Genomic DNA, 20,712 nt, shown 5'->3' with positions numbered 1-20,712 from the left:
AACCGGCCCCACCATATGCTATCTCCCCATACCCGGCCTAACGGCCGGGTATCAGCTTCTCCCTGCCAGCGGCCCTATATCCTGAACCGGGCCACCGCCGACTGCAAGTCCTGGGCCAACTTGGCCAGCGACTGACTGGACGAGGCGATTTCCTCCATCGCCGCCAACTGCTCTTCCGCCGCCGCCGAAACCCCCTGGGCTTCCCCGGCCGACTGCTTGCCAAGCTCGTCCATCCGTTTCACCGAGCCCACAATCTGCTGGCTGCCTGCCGCCATCTGCTGGATGGCGGCCGAAATCTCCCGCACCTGCTCCGATACCACCGACACCAGGTCGGCTATCTCCCGGAAAGCGGCGCCGGCCGTCTTAACGGCCTCGGCCCCGCTCTTGACCTCGCGGGTACCGTCGTTCATCGCCGTTACCGCCCGGTCGGTCTCGTTGCGGATTTCCCCGATCAGCACGGCAATCTGCTTGGCCGCCTCCTGCGACTGCTCGGCCAGCTTCCGCACCTCCTCGGCCACCACGGCGAAGCCGCGGCCCTGTTCACCAGCCCGGGCGGCCTCGATGGCCGCGTTCAGCGCCAGCAGGTTAGTCTGGCCGGCGATGCCGGCGATGGTATCCACAATCTGGCCGATTTCCTTAGATCGCTCGCCCAACTGGGTCACCACCCCGGCCGAGTTGTTGACCGTTTCCTCTATCTCATCCATCTGCGCCACCGCTTTGGCCACCGCGAGATCGCCGCTCTTGGCCTTGTCGGCCGCCTGGGCCGACTGGGCGGCCACCTGATGGGCGTTGACGGCCACCGCCTGGATGCTGGCCGACATCTCCTCCACCACCGCCGCGGTATCGTCGGCGGCGGCCGATTGTTGACCGGCGCTGGCCGCCACCCCGGCTATCGACTCCGCTATCTGATTTGCCGCCAGAGCCGACTGGTCCGAGGTGGCAGTCAGTTCCTCACTGGCGGCGGCCACCTGTTCGGCGTTTTTCTGGATCTGCCGCACCAGGTCCCGCAGATTGGCGCCCATGGCGTTGAAAGCCGCCGATAACCGGCCGACCTCATCATTGGCGGCCACACTTACATTTTGGGTCAGATCCCCGTCCGCCATCCTGTCCGCCGCCCCCACCAACCGGATGACCGGATTGATCAGCTTGGTGGCGATAAAGTAGATGATTAGGCCGCTGAGCACCATGGCGATCATCGCGATCAGTAGGGCTTGCCGTTCCATCTCCTTGGTCACGGCCAACGCCTCCGTCCGAAGCAGAGCGGTGCCCACCCCCCACGAAGTTCCCGGCACCGGCGCGCAACCGGCGTATCGCATCGTCCCGTCGAACTCATACTCCCTTACGCTCTTCTCGCCGCCGATGGCCGTTTTCGCCATCGCGGCCAGGTCCGGGCTGGCCTCGCCCCCCAGCAGATTCAGCTTCATCGCAACCTTCTTATCAGGGTGGATAAAAATGATGCCCGACTTGCCGAAAGCGTAGGTATAACCCTTATCGCCGATTTTCCGGTGAAGGACATAATCGGTGATCCCGTCGATCTGCATACCGGCTGCCAAATATCCCTGGCCGCCCTTGACCGGCGTTATCACAACCGCCACCAGCTTGCCGGAGAACTGGGAGATCACCGGGTCGCCGGACACTACCGTCTTTTTTGTTTGTAGGATTTCCTTATAATACTCCCGGCTGGCCACCGAGCCGGTTTTTCCGCCCGCGTCGATATAAGCGCCACCCGGCTCCACCAGCAGCAGATTCTCGATCTGCGGCATCGCCTTCCGAATCTCGGCCAGCCTGGCCACCACGACCTTGGCATCTCCCGACCGCAGCCTGTCATCGGCCGAGATGACCTCCACCACCGCCTTCATGGCCGCGACCTCCTTGCCGATTCCCTCGGCGGCGGCTTCGGCATTGGCCAGCATGTTCTCCGCCGTTTTCTTGGTCAGGGCCTCATTACTGCCCCGCAAATTGAAAAAAGCGACAAACCCGATCGAAACTGCCAGCACCACGCACACGGTAATAACCAGCTTGGCCTTTATGCTTACCGCCAAGTTACCTGCTTTTTTTGTTGCGTTCAACATGTCTCATCAACTCCTTCAAATCCATGCCTGGCGTTGCTCTTGTCACCCGTCTGCCGGTGGCCGCCGGGTACACGCCCCGCCCTCCCTGGGCGGCGCCTCTCATCCTTCCCCCGGACACTCCTGCGCCTTCTGGAGGATAGCTGTCAGAATCCCGGACAACGTTTCCTTATCCGCCGCGGTCAGCCCGGCCATAATCCCCTGCCGGTGCCGGTCCGCGATGCCCTCCCAGACCTTGTACTGCTGCCGGGCGATCGTGGTCAGCAGCACTTTCCGCTCCCGCCGGTCCTCCCCCGTCTCGCGCGCCACATAGCCCTTCCGCTGCAACCCAACCAGGCTCCGCGACACCGCCGACGGCTCAATGTTCAAATACCTGGCCAACTCCCGCTGAGTCATCGGTCCCTTGTCCGTCAGCGTGACAATGATGCCCCACTCGGAAACATGCAGGTCAAACGGCTGGAACCGGGTGTTCAGCGTGCGCGAAATCAGCCGCGTCAGCTGAAACACCTGATGCATTATCAGACCGTCAATCTTCACCGACTAACCCCCTGACGATAATTGACTAGTCAACTATCTGAATGCAAAGCATGGTATATGCAATTAATATTACAACATTTCCCGCGACAATTCTATCTAAAATGGCATTTTTAACATTAGTTCGACAAATTTGCCAATGTGCCCAGCCCGCCCGGACGGACTTTGCTTCGCCGCCCACCATGCTCGCACCTCAGCCATACTCCGGCGCGAAAAAAGGCCCGCCCCCTCCCGGAACAGCACCCTTCGCCGCGGTCCCCGACCGCGGCCTACTCCATTGCCGCCACAAAAAATGAAGCCCACGTTTGCCAAAGGGCTACGTGAGCAAGTTAACCACCCCGAGGCATAGCCTTAAATCGTCACATTTTGACCGCCGCATCGTCGTCGCGACCTGTAAGCGGCTCTAGGAAATAAGAACCTAATCGAGGTCAGGCATGCCTCTCTCTGGTTAATCATGCATCAGTCAAGCTTTGTAAATATTTACGGTTATGCTGCACTCGCGGGTCGTTAGGAATAAAAGCTGCCGCCATCTCGTTGTGCTGATGCGCAAGACGGTACTGTCCCGCGCGGGAGTAGCACACGCACAGCTGAAGATGCGGAAGCCACGTCTGGCAGGGGACGTTGACCAATCCCCAGGCTTGTGTAGACGCGTCCAGCTGAGTCGCTGTCTTATACCAGAAAATCGCCTGCTCCAGTTGATTGCTATTCAGATAGTGAAAACCGAGCCGGCAGCAAAAATCCGCTCTGGGAACGCCGTATTCGAAAGACCGATAGATATATTTCAACGTGTTGTCGACCTCGTGCAATTCATAGAAACAGTCCGCCAATTTGGCGCAAGCGTCGATGTTGTCCACCACCCAGCCCTGATTGGTCGCCAAAAACTTCTGGTAATACTCGATTGCCCGATTATACAGCTTATGGTCTTTCAACTCATTGGCAAAATAATATAAATCGCGGGGCGAGAACTCCTCCCCCTTCAGCAGACGCTGCTGGTATATATAAAGATTCCTCCCCGCATCGTGGCTAAGGGGCAGGTGGGTGACGGCGATATCCGTGTGATGAAAAGTCCCGGCGACCTCGATGTACTCGTGGACCGGACCTATCCAGCGGAAATTCCTCTCTCGCAGCACCAAGCGGTTCCGTCTGATCTGGCAAGTAACCTGTCCCTGCTCGTCAAAAGCCAGATTTGTCAGCATGCTCACGGCGTCGACCCCAGGCCCGAGAGTCGACTTTAAAACCAGCATTTTTTCGCGATCCGCCGGCAAAATAACCTCATCGGCATCCAGCCACAAAATATACCGCTGGGTTGCCAGGTCGAAGGCGAAATTCCTGGCTGCGGCAAAATCATTGATCCACTCGAAATCATACACGGCGTCGGTAAACCGGCCGACCATTTCCTTGGTCTTATCCGTCGAGCCTGTATCGACAATCACGATTTCGTCCACAATCCCCTGCGCCGAACGCAGGCAGCGGCCGATCGTCGCCTCTTCATTCCTTACGATCATGCATAAACTGATAGTGACCGGCGGTGGGCCACTCTGCTCGTGATCGGTCATTTCCCCTCGCCTCCATATACCTTACTAGTGATAGCATATTCACTCGTTACTTGTCTTGACCACCTAAAAGTAACGGGCCTTGCCGCACAGACAAGGCCCGTTAATACCTGGAATATCATTTTTCCCGCCTGTTTCGCCGGTTAATCGAGAAGCTCCACGATCATTTGGGCGCCTACGGCAGGAGCCAGGGTCAAGGTCAAGGCTATCGCCGAATTGTTTCTCAACGTTATCACGTCCCCGGCGGCGAGGGTGAGGATGGCCTGCCCGGTAAGTTCCCCGGTCGCCACGAGGGCGCTGATCGGCGTAGAGGCGTTGACAGTGCCATTGACGGCGATGGCGATTGACGCACCTATACCGGCCGTAATGCTGATGCCGTAAAAGATCTGGTAATTGCCGGCGGCCGGGACAATAACGGTGGTCGCCCCCGCCGCGTGAGTGATGCCTAACAGAGGACCGTTGTTGCTGAACGGCACATCCGCACCGCCCAGGACGGTTGCATCAGCTAACGTGGCTAAATTATACACATAACCGAAAGCGGCAAGGCCCGCGCCCGTGGTTCCAGTAGCGCCCGTGGCGCCCGTGGCCCCAGTAGCGCCCGTGGCGCCGGTGACGCCCGTAGCTCCGGTAACTCCTGTAGCTCCGGTAATGCCAGTGGCTCCGGTGGCGCCCGTGGCTCCGGTGGCTCCAGCGCCGGTGACGCCTGTGGCCCCCGTAGCTCCGGTAACTCCGGTAGCGCCAGTGACACCCGTAGCACCCGTGGCTCCGGTAACGCCGGTCGCGCCTGTAGCTCCGGTCACTCCGGTCACTCCGGTAACTCCGGTAGCTCCGGTGGCCCCGGTAACGCCGGTGGCCCCAGTGACACCAATAGCACCCGTGGCTCCGGTAACTCCGGTAGCGCCTGTAGCTCCGGTGGCCCCGGTAACGCCGGTGGCTCCAGTGGCTCCGGTAACGCCGGTGGCCCCAGTGACACCAATAGCACCCGTGGCTCCGGTAACTCCGGTAGCGCCGGTGGCTCCGGTGGCCCCGGTAACGCCGGTGGCCCCAGTGACACCAATAGCACCCGTGGCTCCGGTAACTCCGGTAGCGCCGGTGGCTCCAGTGGCCCCGGTAACGCCGGTGGCTCCGGTAACTCCGGTGGCCCCAGTGACACCTGTAGCGCCTGTGGCTCCTGGGTCACCGGTAGCTCCGGTGGCCCCAGTGACACCTGTAGCACCCGTGACTCCGGTAACACCTGTAGCGCCTGTGGCTCCTGGGTCACCGGTGGCCCCGGTGGCCCCGGTTGGTCCGGTAGCGCCGGTGGCGCCCGGAGGACCGCCTGACGGCCCGGTGGCGCCCGTGGCTCCGGTGGCCCCGGTAGCGCCGGTGGCCCCGGTAGCGCCGGTCGGTCCGGTAGCGCCCGTGGCTCCGGTGGTCCCGGTAGCGCCGGTTAATCCGGTAGCGCCCGTGGCCCCTGTGGGCCCTGCAGGGCCAGGAAAGCCAGGAGGGCCGGGGGGGCCGGGAGGGCCGGGAGGATTAACTACTATTATCGGATCGCACTTGCAGTCTTTGCCCTTATGGTGATGGTGATGACAGCAGTCATCATGGTGGTGGTGATTACAGTCCTCTTGATGGTCATAATGATCACAGTCATTGTCCTGGTGGTGTTGACCTCCGCCCGGGTTATAGATTTGATATATTTTTTCCAAGAAGTCCATCTTTGGTTGACCTGTCTTTACTCCCTGATATTCATGAAAATGATGGTGGTGGTGGCTTTTGCCGCGTCCGCTTCGTTTATTGTGCGGACTATGGGTACGATCATCCTGGTCCACGTACAATCTCTCCTTTCTATGCGCTGGAGGTCCGATATCCAATCCAAGTCATGCAAAAGGCGGAACCATCATTGCCCACTAAAGCTTTTCGGTGTGCCAACCAGCGCTTCCGCCGGGTGACTTCGGGCAAACCATTAATCAACTGATGGAGAGACCGGCACCGGCAAAACCGGAGATGATGGCTGCGACAGGGACTCCACCGGTGACGGTAGCGGAAAACACCAACAGCAACCGGGTCTCGGCGGTAACCGGGATTGCCAGTCCTGTCGTGATGCCGCTGGAGTGGTCGCCTACCACAACCGCGCCGGTAAGCGGGGGAACCAGCGTTACAGAAGCGCCGGCAACCGGCGTGAAGATGTCGCTCGGCGGGGGCGGGCTACTGTAAAGCTGCGCAGTGATGGTAACGGCGGTGCCTTCGAGAGTAACTGCCGCGGCGATGCTGAAATAGGCGGCTAGCGAGGTGATCAAGCCGTCCTGGGACATTGAGAAGGCAAGGCCGTTGAGGCCGGTCGTGTCGATGAGGCCTGCGGCCTCAACGGCGCTATCATTAGCCCCGAAACCTATCAGCGCCAGAAGGCCCGCTGTCCCGTCCGCATTTGTCGTCAGTGTGGTCAGCGGCCCTGACGCAAAGGGGATGATAGCTCCTGAACCTGTAACGCCGGTGGCTCCCGTAGCTCCCGTAGCTCCCGTGGCTCCCGTAGCTCCCGTGGCTCCCGTGGCTCCAGCGCCGGTGGCCCCAGTGACACCTGTAACGCCGGTGGCTCCGGTAACGCCGGTGGCGCCGGTAACGCCGGTAGCTCCGGTGACGCCGGTGGCTCCGGTAACGCCGGTAGCTCCGGTAACGCCGGTAGCTCCGGTAACGCCGGTAGCTCCGGTAACGCCGGTAGCTCCGGTAACGCCGGTGGCTCCAGCGCCCGTGGCTCCGGTGGCACCTGTTGCCCCGGTGGCACCTGTTGCCCCGGTTGCGCCGGTGGCTCCGGTAACGCCGGTAGCTCCGGTAACGCCGGTGGCTCCAGCGCCCGTGGCTCCGGTGGCCCCTGTTGCCCCGGTGGCACCTGTTGCCCCGGTTGCGCCGGTGGCTCCGGTAACGCCGGTAGCTCCGGTAACGCCGGTGGCTCCAGCGCCCGTGGCTCCGGTGGCCCCTGTTGCCCCGGTGGCACCTGTTGCCCCGGTTGCGCCGGTGGCTCCCGGAGGACCGCCAGACGGGCCGGTAGCACCTGTTGCTCCGGTGGCTCCCGTTGCCCCGGTGGCTCCCGGATCGCCCGTGGCTCCGGTAGCACCCGTGGCCCCGGTAGCACCCGTGGCCCCGGTAGCACCCGTGGCTCCGGTAGCACCCGTGGCTCCGGTAGCGCCCGTGGCTCCGGTGGCGCCTGTTGCTCCGGTGGCGCCGGTGGCTCCGGTGGCGCCCGTGGCGCCCGTAAAACCGGTCGCGCCGCTGGGACCAGGGGAATTAACGATAATTATTGGTTTGCAGGAGCAGTCGTCATCACAATAGTGGTCGTGACTGCAGCAGTCGTCGTCACAATAGTGCTTGTGGCAGCAGTCATCGTCTTTGTGATTATGGTTGTGGCAACAGCAATCGTCTTGATAGCATTTGTGATTACAGGCCGGTCTGTCGGGATCCGATTTCCCGGCAGAGTCCGGGGAATAGTTTTGTCCACCGGCAGGCGAACCTGCGGGAACGAAACCATAAGGTTCAGGTACCAGATAATAATGATGGTGATGGTGGTGCTTGCGGCGCCTTAGGCAAAATGCATACTTGCAGCGGCTGCTGTGGCAGCGCGTACAGCGTTCATATTTAAGGCCCGGGGAAACGATAACAAGCGGGTTGCCGGCGCCCTGCCCTTTCTCACTATGTTCGTAGACGCAATCCTCTTCCGAATATCCCCGTCCGGCGCCCTGGAAGATCTTTTGCCCGGCGGCCGCAAACGATTCCGCAGGTACCGGGTCATTACTCTCAGGCAATAGGCAATAATACTGATGCTGATTGTGCCTTTGCTGCCTGAGGCAAAGCCCGTACTCGCAGCGGTTGCATTTACAGCTTTGGCAGCGTTCGTCTATATAACCTTCACGGTCATTGCTCAGATCCATGCTTTCCCTCCTATTCGTTTATTTCGGATTACATAATATACTATGAATAACGCCCTTCATTTGGACACCATCATCCCCTCATCAAACTAAGAAAATCGCCGCCCGCGAAGTTTGCGGGCGGCGATTTTCCATCACAGCCAAAAGCGCGAATTCATATAATATACCATTTGATGACATCTTACGACAGCAGCGACGCCGGCGCTCAATCACGCCCCCGAGGCTCATCATTCATCCTGGCGGTCGGGTCGGGGCCTTCCACCCTGTCGCGGCTCCCCTCCGGGTTTGCTCATGCCATAAAGCTGGAACACCATCGTTTCAAGAAGGAGTGACCATGACCAGTATTATTGTTCTAACCTACAATAAGCTTGACTATACCAAGCTTTGCCTAAACAGCATCAGGCAGCATACCGAGCCGGCAACCTACGAAGTCATTGTCGTCGACAACCACTCCACCGACGGAACGGTGACATGGCTGCAAAGTCAACCCGATCTGCGGTTAGTTTTGAATGACGACAATATCGGTTTTCCGGCCGGCTGTAATCAAGGTATTTCTGTGGCCATCGGCGACAGCGTTCTTCTCCTGAATAACGATACTGTCGTAACCCCCAACTGGTTAGCCAACCTGAGAAGCTGCCTGTTCAGCTCCGGGGATATCGGCGCGGTCGGCGCCGTCACCAACTCTTGTTCCAATTTCCAGAGCATCGTCTGCGAATATGGCAGTATTGAGGAAATGATCAATTTCGCGCGGAGAAACAATCATTCGGACCCGGAGCACTGGGAAGACAGAGGGCGGCTTGTAGGCTATTGCATGCTGATCAAAACCGAAGTAATTAAAAAGGTCGGTCTATTGGACGAACTTTTTTCGCCGGGAAATTATGAAGACGACGATTACAGCCTGCGCATAAGGAAGGCCGGGTATCGGCTGGTCCTGTGCCGCGACACCTTCATTCATCATTTTGGCAGCATATCCTTCGGGGAACAGACCTCTCAGTATAATATGCTCCTGGAAACCAATAAACAAAAGTTCATCAGTAAATGGGGGTTCGCGCCCGCCAGCATCCATCCGTCGAACAGCATCCAGGACCCCGGCTTAAAAAAATGGTTTGCCTATCAGCATGATTTTAATTTCCACCGACAGTCGATGCGAAAAAACCGCGATGATTTCTACGCGCTGCTGGGTCGGGCTGAGTTTTCCCTGCTGTCCGGCGACCGGGAAAAAGCCCTGCAGGCGATTATGCGGGCCGCGGATCTGGCCCACCATTCTCATCCGGGGTTTTTCGCCTGCCCCAAGCTCGAATCGATGCTCAGGACGATCGGAGCCGCGATCGCTTTACCGGCGGCGGTTCCCCAGGCCGCGTCACCGGAAAGCAGCGCCGGCAAGCGCAAAGTCCTGCACGTTATCAGTCAGGGCTACAACTCCTGCGGGCATACCAAAACGCTTGAGCGCTGGATGGCGCTTGACATTGGTTCTGTCCACTCGGTACTCGTCACCTTGAACAGCGCGACCAACCCGCCCTGGCTGGCGGCGGCGGCCATACAGTCGGGCGGCTGGTACCAAGCTCTTGATAAAGCCGGTCTTTCTTTGTGCCAGCGGGCCAAACTACTGCGGGATACGGCCAATAGATGGGCGGATGCGGTCGTTCTGCATATCCACCCCCATGATCCCGTCGCCCCGGCGGCTTTCGGGCTTGCCGGCGGACCGCCGGTTGTTTTCGTAAATCATGCCCATCTGGCTTTTTCCCTTGGCATGACGGCAGCCGACCTGGTTGTCGATCATTGGGGCGCGGGGCAATCTCTTACCCGCGCCCGCAGAAACATCCCCCATGGTCGCCGACTACCGCTCCCCCTGGGGACACCGCGGGCGCAAGCCGATAAGCAAGTCGCCAAAAGCACCCTCGGTATCCGCGACGAGCAGGTCGTGTGTTTGACGATTGCGCAGCCTTACCAGGTTGTCGCCTGCGGAGAATATAATCTCGCCAATCTTGTCAGGGAACTAAGCGGCAGATTTGAAAACCTGACGATGTTAGTCGTCGGCCCCTTACAAGCGGCGGAATGGGCGCGGCTGAACGGCGACAGCGGCGGCCGGATAAAAGTTGTCGATACTCCGGGCGATTTTCTGCTATATCACAGCGCCGCCGATATCTACTTGGATGCCATTCCGCTAGGCTCTCCTTCGGAAGCGCTTGAAGCAGGCGCGCTGGGGATACCGGTCGTCGGTCTGGCTACCGAAATCGCGGAGCAGCTCAGCGGCGATATTGCGCCAGACGGTCCTCAGACGCATTTTCACGATAAAGAAGAACTATTCGCGGTTTTCGATAGGTTAGTCGCCGACCCCGTTTACCGCCAAAGCCGTAGTCAATGCTTGCAAGCCGCCATCCTGCATCACCACTGCGCCGGCTGGCCAGCCCAGCTGGAACAGCTGTATCCGCTGCTTCCGGCGGCGCACGTCCCTCTACCTCTGGCGGCAGCCGACAATGAAAAAACGCCTTCCGACTGGCAGGATATTGTCCTGGTTTATTTTCAGCAACAGTCCGGCTTGCGCAATTGCAGGTTCGGCTAATAAATCAGATTGAGGTAGACCATGAAAACAAGCATCATTATCTGGAATTATAACCAACCGGATTATACGCGGCAGTGCCTCGATAACATCCGCTCTCATACTCCGCCCGGCGCATACGAACTGCTCGTCATCGACGATAACTCCGCCGACGGCGCGGCGGACTGGCTGCGAGCGCAAGCTGACGTAACAGTCATAGCCACCGACCGGCATCTGGGTTATCCCGCCGGCTGCAACCAGGGAATCCGTGCGGCTTCCGGCGATAATATCCTCCTCCTGGACAATGACGTAACCGTTTTTCCGGGCTGGCTGGAAAACCTTCTTTCCTGCCTGTACGGCAGCGAAGAAATCGGCGCCGCGGGGCCGGTGACCGATAACCGCGGCGCACCCGGCCGACCCGCTGCCGCTGGTTGGGAAGCGAGGCTGAAACTCGCCGGCCACTGTCTGCTGGTGAAAAGAAGCGTGGTCGATAGCATCGGGCTATTGGACGAAGCTTTTACACCAGGGTATTTTGTCGATGATGATTATTCGTTCCGGATACTCATGGCCGGTTATAAGCTGGCTTTGTGCAAAAGCGTTTTGATTCACCACGCCGGTGCCGCGCATTTCCGGCAAGACCCCGACCTGCCCGAGCAGTGGGGAAAAAACCGCGCCGCCTTCAACGCCAAGTGGGGATTCGACCCGTACTATTCCACCGGGACCAGGTGGGATATAATCGGCCTGATCGACAAATCCCCGCAGGACGAGTTCAAGGTCCTGGAAGTCGGGTGCGCCTGCGGGGCAACCCTGCTGCAGATAAAGAATCTTTTTCCGCACGCCAGCCTGTTCGGCGTCGAGCTCAACGAACAAGCCGCGGCTATCGCCCGGTCGTTTGCGGAGGTGATCGCCGCCGACCTTGAGACAGCTGTATTGCCTTACCCCGCAGGTTCTTTCGATTGCGTCATCCTGGCGGATATCCTGGAGCATCTGCTGGATCCCTGGCGCGCGCTGGCATCGCTGAAGCAGTACTTGAAGCCGGACGGCCAAATTCTGGCGAGCATCCCCAATGTCATGCACTTTAGCGTGTTGCGCAGTCTCCTGACAGGCAATTGGACCTATGAAGACGCCGGGATCCTGGACAGAACCCATTTGCGGTTTTTTACCCTGAGCGAGATCAAAAAAATGTTTGCGTCGGCGGGTTACGCGATAAACGCCTATCACCCGACGGTTGTTCACGAGACAGACGACGACCGCCGGCTGATCGACACGCTGGCCGGTTATTGGGGAGACGACCGGTTGGCATCCGAGTACCGGGCGTATCAATATATCATCAAGGCCGGCCATGCGGCGGCCGCTCTGCCCGCCGTCCGTCCCAGCCAAGCGCTGCGGGAGGATAAAATCTGCTTTATAACCTACGTAAACGACGCCGCCGTCTACCGGAAATGCCTCGATCACATCAAAGGCCTCGACGTCCCGGACGACCTTGAGGTGGAAATACTGGCCCTGGAAAACAACAGTTCCATGGCCGGCGCCTACAATCAGGCCATCGTCATGTCGGATGCCAAATATAAGGTTTACCTGCACCAGGATGTGTTTATCGTCAACAAACGCTTTATTGCCGATGTTCTGAAGGTATTCGCCGAACCGGAAGTCGGCATGATCGGCGTCGCCGGCTGCCGGCTGATTCCCGCCAACGGGATTTGGTGGGAATCGCCCGCTAAGTTCGGCAAGGTTTACGACAGCCATGCGGGCGCAATGGGCCTCCTTGCCTTCGGCGAGGTAACCGCCGACTTTCAGGAGGTCCAAGGAATCGACGGATTGATAATGGTTACCCAGTACGACTTACCGTGGCGGGCGGACATTTTTACCGGCTGGCATTTTTACGACCTGTCGCAAAGCATGGAGTTTATCCGCGCCGCCTACAAGGTCGTCGTGCCCCGTCAGCGGCAGCCTTGGTGCATCCATGACTCCGGCCCGGTCGTTTTGGGAAAAGAGTTCGGGGATTACCGGCAAGTTTTTGTACACGAGTATCTGGGCGTCCAGAATTCCGGGGGGGACAAATAAATGCAGACACTGCTCGTGACCGGGGGAGCCGGCTTCATCGGCAGCAATTTTGTCCACTATGCTCTCGAAAATACCGACTGCCGGCTTGTAAATCTCGACAAATTGACCTATGCGGGCAGTTTAAGCTCTCTGGCCGGCGCACTTCAATCGCCGCGCCACATTTTTGTCAGAGGAGCCATCCAGGACCGCGCGCTGGTAAGCCGGCTGCTGGCGCAATATCAAGTAGACGGCGTTGTCCACCTGGCGGCCGAATCCCATGTCGACCGGTCGATTGAAGGACCGGGGGAGTTTATCGCCACCAATATTGTGGGAACCTTCGATCTGCTGGAAAGCGTCCGCGGCTACTGGCACGGGCTGCCGCCCGACCGCCAAGCGGCGTTTCGCTTTCTCCATGTATCTACTGACGAGGTTTACGGTTCGTTGGGACCTGACGGTTATTTCTCCGAAACCAGCAGGTACGCGCCCAATTCGCCTTATGCGGCTTCCAAAGCGGCCGCCGATTTTTTGGTAAGAGCATATTTTCGCACCTACGGGCTGCCGGCGCTGATTACGAATTGCTCCAACAATTACGGGCCTTATCAGTTTCCGGAAAAGCTGATTCCGCTGATGCTTTGCAACGCGTTGGCCGGAAAACCGCTGACGGTTTACGGCGACGGCGGCAATATCCGCGACTGGCTTTATGTGCGCGACCACTGCAGCGCGCTGTTCGCCGTGCTGACGCGCGGCCGGCCGGGCGAAACATATAATGTGGGCGGCAACACCGAAAGGACGAACCTGCAGATTGTCCGCTGCATCTGCGATTTGCTTGACGAGCTGCGGCCGCGTCACACCGGCGGCAGCTTTCACCGGCTCATTACTTTTGTGAAGGACCGCCCGGGGCATGACTGGCGGTACGCTGTCGATGCCGCCAAGCTGTGCCGGGAAACAGGCTGGGCTCCCCGGGAATCCTTTGCCTCCGGCATGAACAAAACCGTATGGTGGTATCTTGAGCATCAAGAGTGGTGCGAGGCTGTCAGAGCGGGCAGCAATCGCGGGGAACAGGCGGGTGTGTAAAAGATGATTACCAAAGGCATTATCTTGGCCGGCGGCACAGGCACACGGCTCTATCCGCTGACCAAGGTCGTAAGCAAACAGCTTATGCCGATCTACGACAAACCGATGGTCTATTATCCGCTGACAACAATGATGCTGGCCGGCATAAGCGACATCCTGGTCATAACCACTCCCGGCGACCAGGCATTGTATCAACACCTCCTCCAGGACGGCTCCCAATGGGGGCTGAATATCTGTTATGCGGCACAGCCAAAACCGGAGGGAATCGCCCAGGCCTTCATCGTCGGCGAAGGGTTTATCGGCCGCAACGGCTGCGCCTTGACGCTCGGCGACAATATCTTCTACGGCGACGGGCTCGCCGGCCGGCTCCAACAAGCCGCAAAAATCAACCGGGGCGCGGTGGTGTTCGGTTATCTGGTCAGCAATCCTCAGGCGTACGGCGTTGTCGAGTTCGACGCAGACGGCCGGGCTGTCTGCATCGAGGAGAAACCGGCCCGGCCTAAGTCCAACTATGCCGTGACCGGCTTGTATTTTTACGACGACCAGGTGGTGGGGCTGGCGAAGGCGCTAGCCCCCAGCGCCAGGGGCGAACTGGAGATTACCGACCTCAACCGCCTTTATCTTGACCAAGGCCTGCTGCAGGTCGAACGGCTAGGGCGCGGCTTCGCCTGGCTGGACACCGGGACCCACAGTTCGCTGCTCCAGGCGGCGAACTTTATCGAAACGATCGAGCAGCGGCAAGGAGTAAAAATCGCCTGCCCGGAAGAAGTCGCCTATCGGATGGGCTATATCACGGCGGCGCAGTTGGCGAAACTTGCCGCGTCACACCCCAATAGCGATTACAAGAACTACTTGTTGAATATCGTGCAAGAGAAGGTGTAGTATGCAATGCTGCGAAACCTCCCTGCCGGGCGTAAGGCTCTTCAAGCCTGAGGCGTTCGCCGACAAACGCGGCTTTTTCATGGAAACCTGGAACGCTTCCCGCTATAGTGAGCATGGCCTCCCCACGCTCTTCGCGCAGGATAACCTGTCATTTTCATACCGGGGGGTATTGCGCGGCCTGCATTACCAGTTGCCCAACCCGCAGGCGAAACTGGTGTATGTTCTGCAGGGAAGCGTTTTCGATGTGGCGGTGGATATACGGCCCGGCTCGCCCACTTTTGGCCGCTGGGTAGGAATAACGCTATCCGCCGAAAACAGGTGGCAGCTCTATATTCCCGAAGGGTTCGCCCATGGATTCTGCGTTCTAAGCGACACCGCCCTTTTCGCTTACAAGTGCAGCTCGTTGTATTCGCCTCATGACGAAGGGGGCGTCGCCTGGAATGATGAAGATCTGGGGATAGCCTGGCCGATTGCGGAACCAACGCTGTCGCCCAAGGACGAAAAGTATCCCCGACTAAAGGATATTCCGCTTGACCGCCTGCGTAAATATAAAGGTTAGGTTGGTGGATATGAGATTGCTGATAACCGGGGGCAACGGTCAGTTAGGCAGGGCGTTCGCCGCTCTTGCCTCCATGCCGGACTGCCAGGTCTTGCCGCTTAATTCTCAGGAGCTTGACGTCACCGACCCGCGCCAGCTCGAAGACCGCTTTACAAAATTTCCGCCAGATGCGGTGGTTCACGCCGGCGCGTATACCGCTGTCGATCAGGCGGAACTGGAAATCGATAAGGCCTTTAGGGTAAACGTTGTCGGTACCGGCAATGTCGCGGCGGCTTGCCTGAAGTTTTGCAGCAAAATGGTGTATATCAGCACCGATTACGTTTTCGACGGCTCGCAAAACAAGCCGTACACCGAGTTTGACAGGCCGAACCCGCTCAATGTATACGGGAGGACCAAGCTGGAAGGCGAACTACTCGCCGCCAGGATTTGTCCGCGGTTATTTGTCGTGCGGACCTCGTGGCTGTATGGCGATGGCCGCAACTTTGTCCGCACTATTTTAAAACTGGCGCAGGAGCAGGCCTCATTAAGCATTGTAAATGACCAAACCGGAACGCCGACCTATGCAATGGATTTAGCCCGGGGAATCTTGTCCCTGATCGCCGGCGCCGGTTATGGCACCTATCATATGTCGAACAGCGGCCAGTGCACCTGGTATGAATTTGCCGCGGCAATTCTGAGGCTTGCCGGCGCAAATGTCACTATAAAGCCGGTCTCGACGGCGGAATCGTCAAGACCGGCCGTGCGTCCGCGGTATTCTACACTGCGCAACTATATGCAGGAATTGACGGGCGGCGACTGTTTCCGTCCCTGGGAGGCCGCCCTGGCAGATTACATTAAGCAAATAAAACCCGGTAACGCTTCGTATTGAAAAAACTGCTGATTCCTTCCCTGCCGGGACGGAATCAGCAGTTCTCGTTTCACTTGGTTGCGCTCAAAACCGGCGCTCTTATCTTTGGTCGCTAATAGTCGCGCTGCTGTTGTTGGCTGCAAGATCGGCCAACGGATCGTAGGGAGGCCCGGTTATAGTGCCGACCAGCAAAGCGATATCGACGGCATTTTCCGGGCTGCCCCACGAGTTGCCCGAAAAGACGAACACCGCACCGTCAACGACAAACCCGCGGGTATTGTAAACGACATTGTCGACGATATTGCCGTTGGTGCCCGGGTTCAGATAGGCGGGCTGCCGCATGGAGTAAAAAATATTGTTTTGAACCAATAAATTGGTCATATTGTTTGCCTGGGTGACAAACCCGCGGTTGACCACCCAGCCTGTCGACGGCCCTGCCTGGGGCGGCCCGAAAATAATGTTATCCACCAGCTTGTGATTCGTGCCGCCGATCTGGATGAACTCCACCGCATACGGATTATCGCTGGTAATCGTCAGGCCGTCGATCGTCACGCCATCGCCGGTGACAAGGAAGGGAACGACTGCCGCTTGCAGTTCGACAAAGGTGTTGGGGTAGCCTTTTAACGTCACCCCCTGCTTGTTCACCGCGATTTGCGCGGTAAGCGGGTACGTGCCGCCCAGGATATAAACAGTGCCTGTAGGCGACACCGCCGTCACGCCCTCCTGAATCGTGCCGAACGGATTGGCCTGGGTTCCGTCGCCGCCGATTGCCCCCGCCTCAACATACACCGCAAACGGGTTGGGTTCGAAGGTACCCGTTGCCCCTGTGACCCCGGTTACCCCTGTGGCTCCCGTGACCCCTGTAGCACCGGTAGCCCCCGTAGCCCCGGTAGCCCCGGTGGCGCCTGTGGCTCCTGTTGCCCCGGTAGCGCCTGTCGCGCCGGTGGCTCCTGTTGCTCCCGTAGCGCCAGTAGGTCCGCCCGAAGGCCCGGTCGCTCCCGTCGCCCCTGTCGCACCGATAGGTCCCCCGGAAGGACCGGTCGGGCCGGTAATACCGGTCGCCCCCGTAGCGCCCGTAGCACCGGTAGCCCCGGTCTCCCCGGTCACTCCTGTAACCCCGGTCGCGCCTGTGGCTCCTGTCCCACCTGTCACGCCTGTAACTCCCGTGGCTCCGGTTGCGCCAGTAGCGCCGGTAGCACCTGTGGCTCCGGTTGCGCCGGTGGCGCCTGTAGCCCCTGTCGCCCCCGTAGCGCCCGTGGCACCGGTCGCACCTGTAACCCCGGTCGCGCCTGTGGCTCCTGTCCCACCTGTCACGCCTGTAACTCCCGTGGCCCCCGTTGCACCGATAGCCCCGGTCTCCCCGGTAACTCCTGTGGCCCCGGTAGCGCCTGTCGCTCCGGTAGCGCCGGTGGCGCCTGTAGCCCCCGTCGGGCCGACGCTGACGGTATCATGTTCGATTACGACAAGCATCGCTTTAACCGGGACAATCGGCGAAAAACTGAATAAAGCCGAACTCGCGTTTACCAGGGAAACAGTAACCGGGGCGGCGGCGACATCGATAATCCCGAAGCCTTCGGCCTCCGTAGTCTTGATGGGCGAATTGCCCTCTATGAAGTCCCCCTGAGAAGAAGACAACGCGCAGACGATCCCATTGGTCGACGCCGATGCCTGGGTCGCGACCCACCAGTTCAGGACATATCGTCCCGCCTCATTAAAGGATATTACGCCGGTAACAGCGTTATAGCTTATATTGCCGGCGGAGTACACGACCGTATCGAAAACCACGTTACTCCCGACCGCTACTGTGCCAGAAGCCAGTCGCTCAATTTGCAAAGCGATATTAGGCATGGCAACCTCCTTATATTTTTCGGATAAATTTATATTGCCGCGCCAGTTAACTCTTGGGTGCCGCACAATGCTTGACAAACGATTTTTGGCTCCTCCCAAATTCGTGTTACTGTCACGGTAACGTCATAATATTTTATGTTAATTTCCAACCTAATGTGCCAAAGGGCAGGCACGTACATCTACCGGCCGGGCCTGTTTGCCCCATCTTGCCCTCGCTACCAGGCAAAAAAAATAAACGGCGCGATGCCCGCCGTCCGCTTTATGGGGAATTAACGATTGAATCATAGGTAATATTTTTTGTCCTGAACTCCTCCGCCGTATTGCAAAAAGTCAGCTTCCCGTAAATGCGCCGGTTGTCCAGATACTGGGGTATCCCCGTCTTCCTTAAGGTATCGCTGAATATGACATAATCATAGCGCGCGCTGCCGTCGACATAGTTGACGCGATCCAGTGCCTCGCGCCTAACCAAGTATGTGCAGTGGACGACTTCAACGTCAATCAGACCTTTGACTATCCGGTTGAAGATATCGTAGTAATGCGGGGAACAGCGGAAATAGCCGTTTTCATCGGTGACGAAATGATAGTTCGAGTAATAGCTGCTCTCGTCATCACCGTTTCTCAGAAATGGTCCTACGACCGGCAAGCCGGTTTTGAGAAGCGCCGCAAGCGTATCGGGAACTAAGAAATTGTCGCAATCCGCAACGAAATAGTGCGTTCCTCTGGCCTTTGCCCATTCCACCGACTCCTGGCGCAACCGGCTCAATACCCGGAGTTTCATATCATTCCAGTCATGTGGGCTGTAATCTTGCACCGGCTCTTCAACATCGCTTGCGTCATAGTGGATTTCCGAATACCTTCCCTTCACGCTCTCCAGCCAGCGTTCCAGCACTGCCGCCGTATCGTCGTTGTTGTTGTTCGTCCGGACATAGAGTTTGATCAGGGAAGCCGGATAGGTCTGGTTTTGGATCAAATCCAGATACAGCGGCAAAACATGGCTTTTATCTTTGGCAAGGATGGCGATAGTCACCATGTCTGTTGCATCCATATACAACATGGCACCTCATCATTTATTATTTGCGAGCCAACTGTCTTATTGTTCCGCCTTGACCCGGGCGATATCGGCGTCGACCATCATCCGAATCAAAGCATCCACATCCGTCTTCGCTTCCCAGCCGAGGATTTTTTTTGCTTTGGCCGGATTACCGAGCAGCATTTCCACTTCCGCGGGACGATATAGCCCCGGATCGATCACCACGTAGTCTTCGTAATCAAGGCCGACATACTCGAAGGCGGTCTTGCACATTTCGCGCACCGACGTCGTCCGCCCCGTAGCCACGACATAGTCCTGCGGCTGGTCCTGCTGAAGCATCAGCCACATGGCCTCAACATAATCGCCGGCAAAGCCCCAGTCCCGTTTCGCGTCGATATTGCCTAACTGTAACTCCTTCAATTTACCTAACTTTATCCTCGCCACCGCATCAGAAACCTTGCGGGTCACAAACTCTATGCCGCGAATCGGCGACTCGTGATTAAAGAGGATCCCGCAACAAGCAAACAACCTGAAGCTCTCGCGGTAATTCACCGTCATCCAGTGCCCCATAACCTTCGCCACTCCATACGGACTGCGGGGGTAAAACGGCGTGGTCTCCGATTGGATCGGATCGTGAACCATGCCGAACATTTCACTGCTGGAAGCCTGATAGAACCTTATCGAGGGGTCTGTTTTGCGAATCGCCTCCAAAACGTTTAAAACTCCGACGCCGGTAACTTGCGTCGTCGAAAGCGGTTGTTGCCAAGACGTGCCTACGAAACTTTGCGCTCCCAGATTGTATAATTCCGACGGTTTGGACCTTTCTATCGCATTGATCAGCGAAGGCAAGTCGGTTAAATCGCCGCAAATAAGCTCTATTTCATTTTCAATGCCGAGATATTCCAGCCGCCACGTGGTTGGCGTAGCTCTCCGCGCGATTAACCCGTAAACCTTATAGCCCTTGGCCAAAAGCATCTTGGCCAAATAAGCCCCGTCCTGACCGGTAACACCCGTAATTAACGCCGATTTCATACAAGCCCCCTTCTTCGTGAAATTCCGCGCAATTTGAAAGAATGCTACTGCCCTTGCAGGGGTAAAGAGGCATCTGTCGTATTTTATGCCGCGCGGCAAAGAAGGGTGTCTCGGCTTAGCAATCCTGCAAAGCGGGAATCCTTGTCGAAAAATCGGCCGCAGAAGATTTCGACGCTGCATACTTATACAAAAAATACGCCTCGTCAGCCATTTTCATTCGGCGGACGAGACTTTTAGCGTCTATATGCACCACAAAAAGAGCTCATATGCACCAGCACTGAGGTCTTTCTTGTGCCTACTTATCCATCAATTCAAACCTGACATCCACATCGCCGGTCTTTTCGAACATTCCCACGCTGGAATCGAAGTGACCTATCTTCTGCAAATTGCTGATTACTTCTCCGTTCTGCTTGTAGAAAATCACCAGACTGCGGCCGGGCGTCCAATAACTCAAATCGCCTACTTCGTAGCCGCTTCGCTGTGCCTCATCGGCAGGCAGCGGGTCGGGAAAGTGGTAGCACATCTCTCGGGAATAGAGGTCCGCCATCCGCACAGTCAAGGGGAACATGTCAATAAGGCTGCGAGTAGTTGCATTATCTATCAATGTTGCTGTTAGTACATCCCCGTCAACCGTAACCCTTATCTTTATTCCGGATAAACCGGCCGCGGCGGTTGCCTTACCTTCACCGGACGGTTTGGCTGTGTCTGCCGATGGTTGCTTCGGACTGCCACCACAGGCAGCAAGCCCGAACACCGCGGTAAGTACGAGTAATATCGACAGAAGTTTTACTTGCACGCTCATG

Annotated in this window: 15 protein-coding genes; 6 read left to right on the top strand and 9 right to left on the bottom strand. The window is 57.9% G+C overall.

The genetic code is table 11. The annotated features are described in order from the left end of the window. Window positions 1-74: 74 nt before the first annotated feature. From Q4T40_00500 to Q4T40_00480, 5 genes are all read right to left on the bottom strand, one after another. Window positions 75-2,072, bottom strand: a complete 1,998-nt coding sequence (locus tag Q4T40_00500) for a methyl-accepting chemotaxis protein (GenBank protein ID MDT8899726.1) — start codon at window positions 2,070-2,072, stop codon at window positions 75-77. Between the two features lie 99 nt (window positions 2,073-2,171). After that, on the bottom strand, window positions 2,172-2,606 hold the full coding sequence (locus tag Q4T40_00495) for a MarR family transcriptional regulator (GenBank protein ID MDT8899725.1): 435 nt from the start codon (window positions 2,604-2,606) through the stop codon (window positions 2,172-2,174). Window positions 2,607-3,055: 449 nt separating this feature from the next. Next, window positions 3,056-4,159 carry a glycosyltransferase gene (locus Q4T40_00490; GenBank protein ID MDT8899724.1) on the bottom strand — a complete coding sequence of 368 codons (1,104 nt, stop codon included), beginning with the start codon at window positions 4,157-4,159 and terminating at the stop codon, window positions 3,056-3,058. Window positions 4,160-4,299: 140 nt separating this feature from the next. Then, the gene (locus Q4T40_00485; GenBank protein ID MDT8899723.1) at window positions 4,300-4,965 is read right to left on the bottom strand and encodes a hypothetical protein; all 666 of its coding nucleotides are present in this window, start codon (window positions 4,963-4,965) and stop codon (window positions 4,300-4,302) included. Window positions 4,966-6,105: 1,140 nt separating this feature from the next. Beyond that, window positions 6,106-8,058, bottom strand: coding sequence for an exosporium glycoprotein BclB-related protein (locus Q4T40_00480; GenBank protein ID MDT8899722.1), 1,953 nt, complete (start codon window positions 8,056-8,058; stop codon window positions 6,106-6,108). A 331-nt stretch (window positions 8,059-8,389) separates the two neighbouring features. Between Q4T40_00480 and Q4T40_00475 the strand changes: the two genes are divergently transcribed. The 6 genes from Q4T40_00475 to rfbD are packed head-to-tail and all read left to right on the top strand — an operon-like array spanning window position 8,390 to window position 16,020. Continuing rightward, complete coding sequence (locus Q4T40_00475; GenBank protein ID MDT8899721.1) at window positions 8,390-10,618, top strand: glycosyltransferase; 2,229 nt, start codon at window positions 8,390-8,392, stop codon at window positions 10,616-10,618. A gap of 21 nt (window positions 10,619-10,639) precedes the next feature. After that, window positions 10,640-12,658, top strand: a complete 2,019-nt coding sequence (locus Q4T40_00470) for a glycosyltransferase (GenBank protein MDT8899720.1) — start codon at window positions 10,640-10,642, stop codon at window positions 12,656-12,658. Further along, complete coding sequence (rfbB, locus tag Q4T40_00465) at window positions 12,659-13,711, top strand: dTDP-glucose 4,6-dehydratase (protein ID MDT8899719.1); 1,053 nt, start codon at window positions 12,659-12,661, stop codon at window positions 13,709-13,711. A 3-nt stretch (window positions 13,712-13,714) separates the two neighbouring features. Next, a complete protein-coding gene (rfbA, locus tag Q4T40_00460; GenBank protein MDT8899718.1) occupies window positions 13,715-14,593 on the top strand; it encodes a glucose-1-phosphate thymidylyltransferase RfbA in 879 nt (292 codons plus the stop codon). Window position 14,594: 1 nt separating this feature from the next. After that, window positions 14,595-15,152: a dTDP-4-dehydrorhamnose 3,5-epimerase gene (gene rfbC, locus Q4T40_00455; protein MDT8899717.1), complete on the top strand. Its 558-nt coding sequence runs from the start codon at window positions 14,595-14,597 to the stop codon at window positions 15,150-15,152. 10 nt (window positions 15,153-15,162) lie between these two features. Next, on the top strand, window positions 15,163-16,020 hold the full coding sequence (gene rfbD / locus Q4T40_00450) for a dTDP-4-dehydrorhamnose reductase (GenBank protein ID MDT8899716.1): 858 nt from the start codon (window positions 15,163-15,165) through the stop codon (window positions 16,018-16,020). Between the two features lie 78 nt (window positions 16,021-16,098). Here the strand turns inward: rfbD and Q4T40_00445 are convergent, their stop codons facing one another. The 4 genes from Q4T40_00445 to Q4T40_00430 all read right to left on the bottom strand — a co-directional run bounded on the left by Q4T40_00445 (window position 16,099) and on the right by Q4T40_00430 (window position 20,711). After that, window positions 16,099-17,847 carry a hypothetical protein gene (locus Q4T40_00445; GenBank protein ID MDT8899715.1) on the bottom strand — a complete coding sequence of 583 codons (1,749 nt, stop codon included), beginning with the start codon at window positions 17,845-17,847 and terminating at the stop codon, window positions 16,099-16,101. A 259-nt stretch (window positions 17,848-18,106) separates the two neighbouring features. Then, window positions 18,107-18,877 (bottom strand): glycosyltransferase family 2 protein, encoded by a 771-nt coding sequence (locus tag Q4T40_00440; GenBank protein ID MDT8899714.1) that lies wholly within the window; start codon window positions 18,875-18,877, stop codon window positions 18,107-18,109. A gap of 60 nt (window positions 18,878-18,937) precedes the next feature. Further along, window positions 18,938-19,909, bottom strand: coding sequence for a GDP-mannose 4,6-dehydratase (gene gmd, locus Q4T40_00435; protein ID MDT8899713.1), 972 nt, complete (start codon window positions 19,907-19,909; stop codon window positions 18,938-18,940). 295 nt (window positions 19,910-20,204) lie between these two features. Next, a complete protein-coding gene (locus tag Q4T40_00430; GenBank protein MDT8899712.1) occupies window positions 20,205-20,711 on the bottom strand; it encodes a cyclophilin-like fold protein in 507 nt (168 codons plus the stop codon). Window position 20,712 lies beyond the last annotated feature (1 nt).

The sequence above is a fragment of the Selenomonadales bacterium 4137-cl genome (assembly GCA_032334055.1).
GTDB lineage: Bacteria > Bacillota > Negativicutes > Sporomusales > UBA7701 > Anaeroselena > Anaeroselena agilis.
The sequence above is the reverse complement of the archived record's forward strand: the minus strand, read 5'-3'. Positions and strand labels throughout refer to the sequence as shown.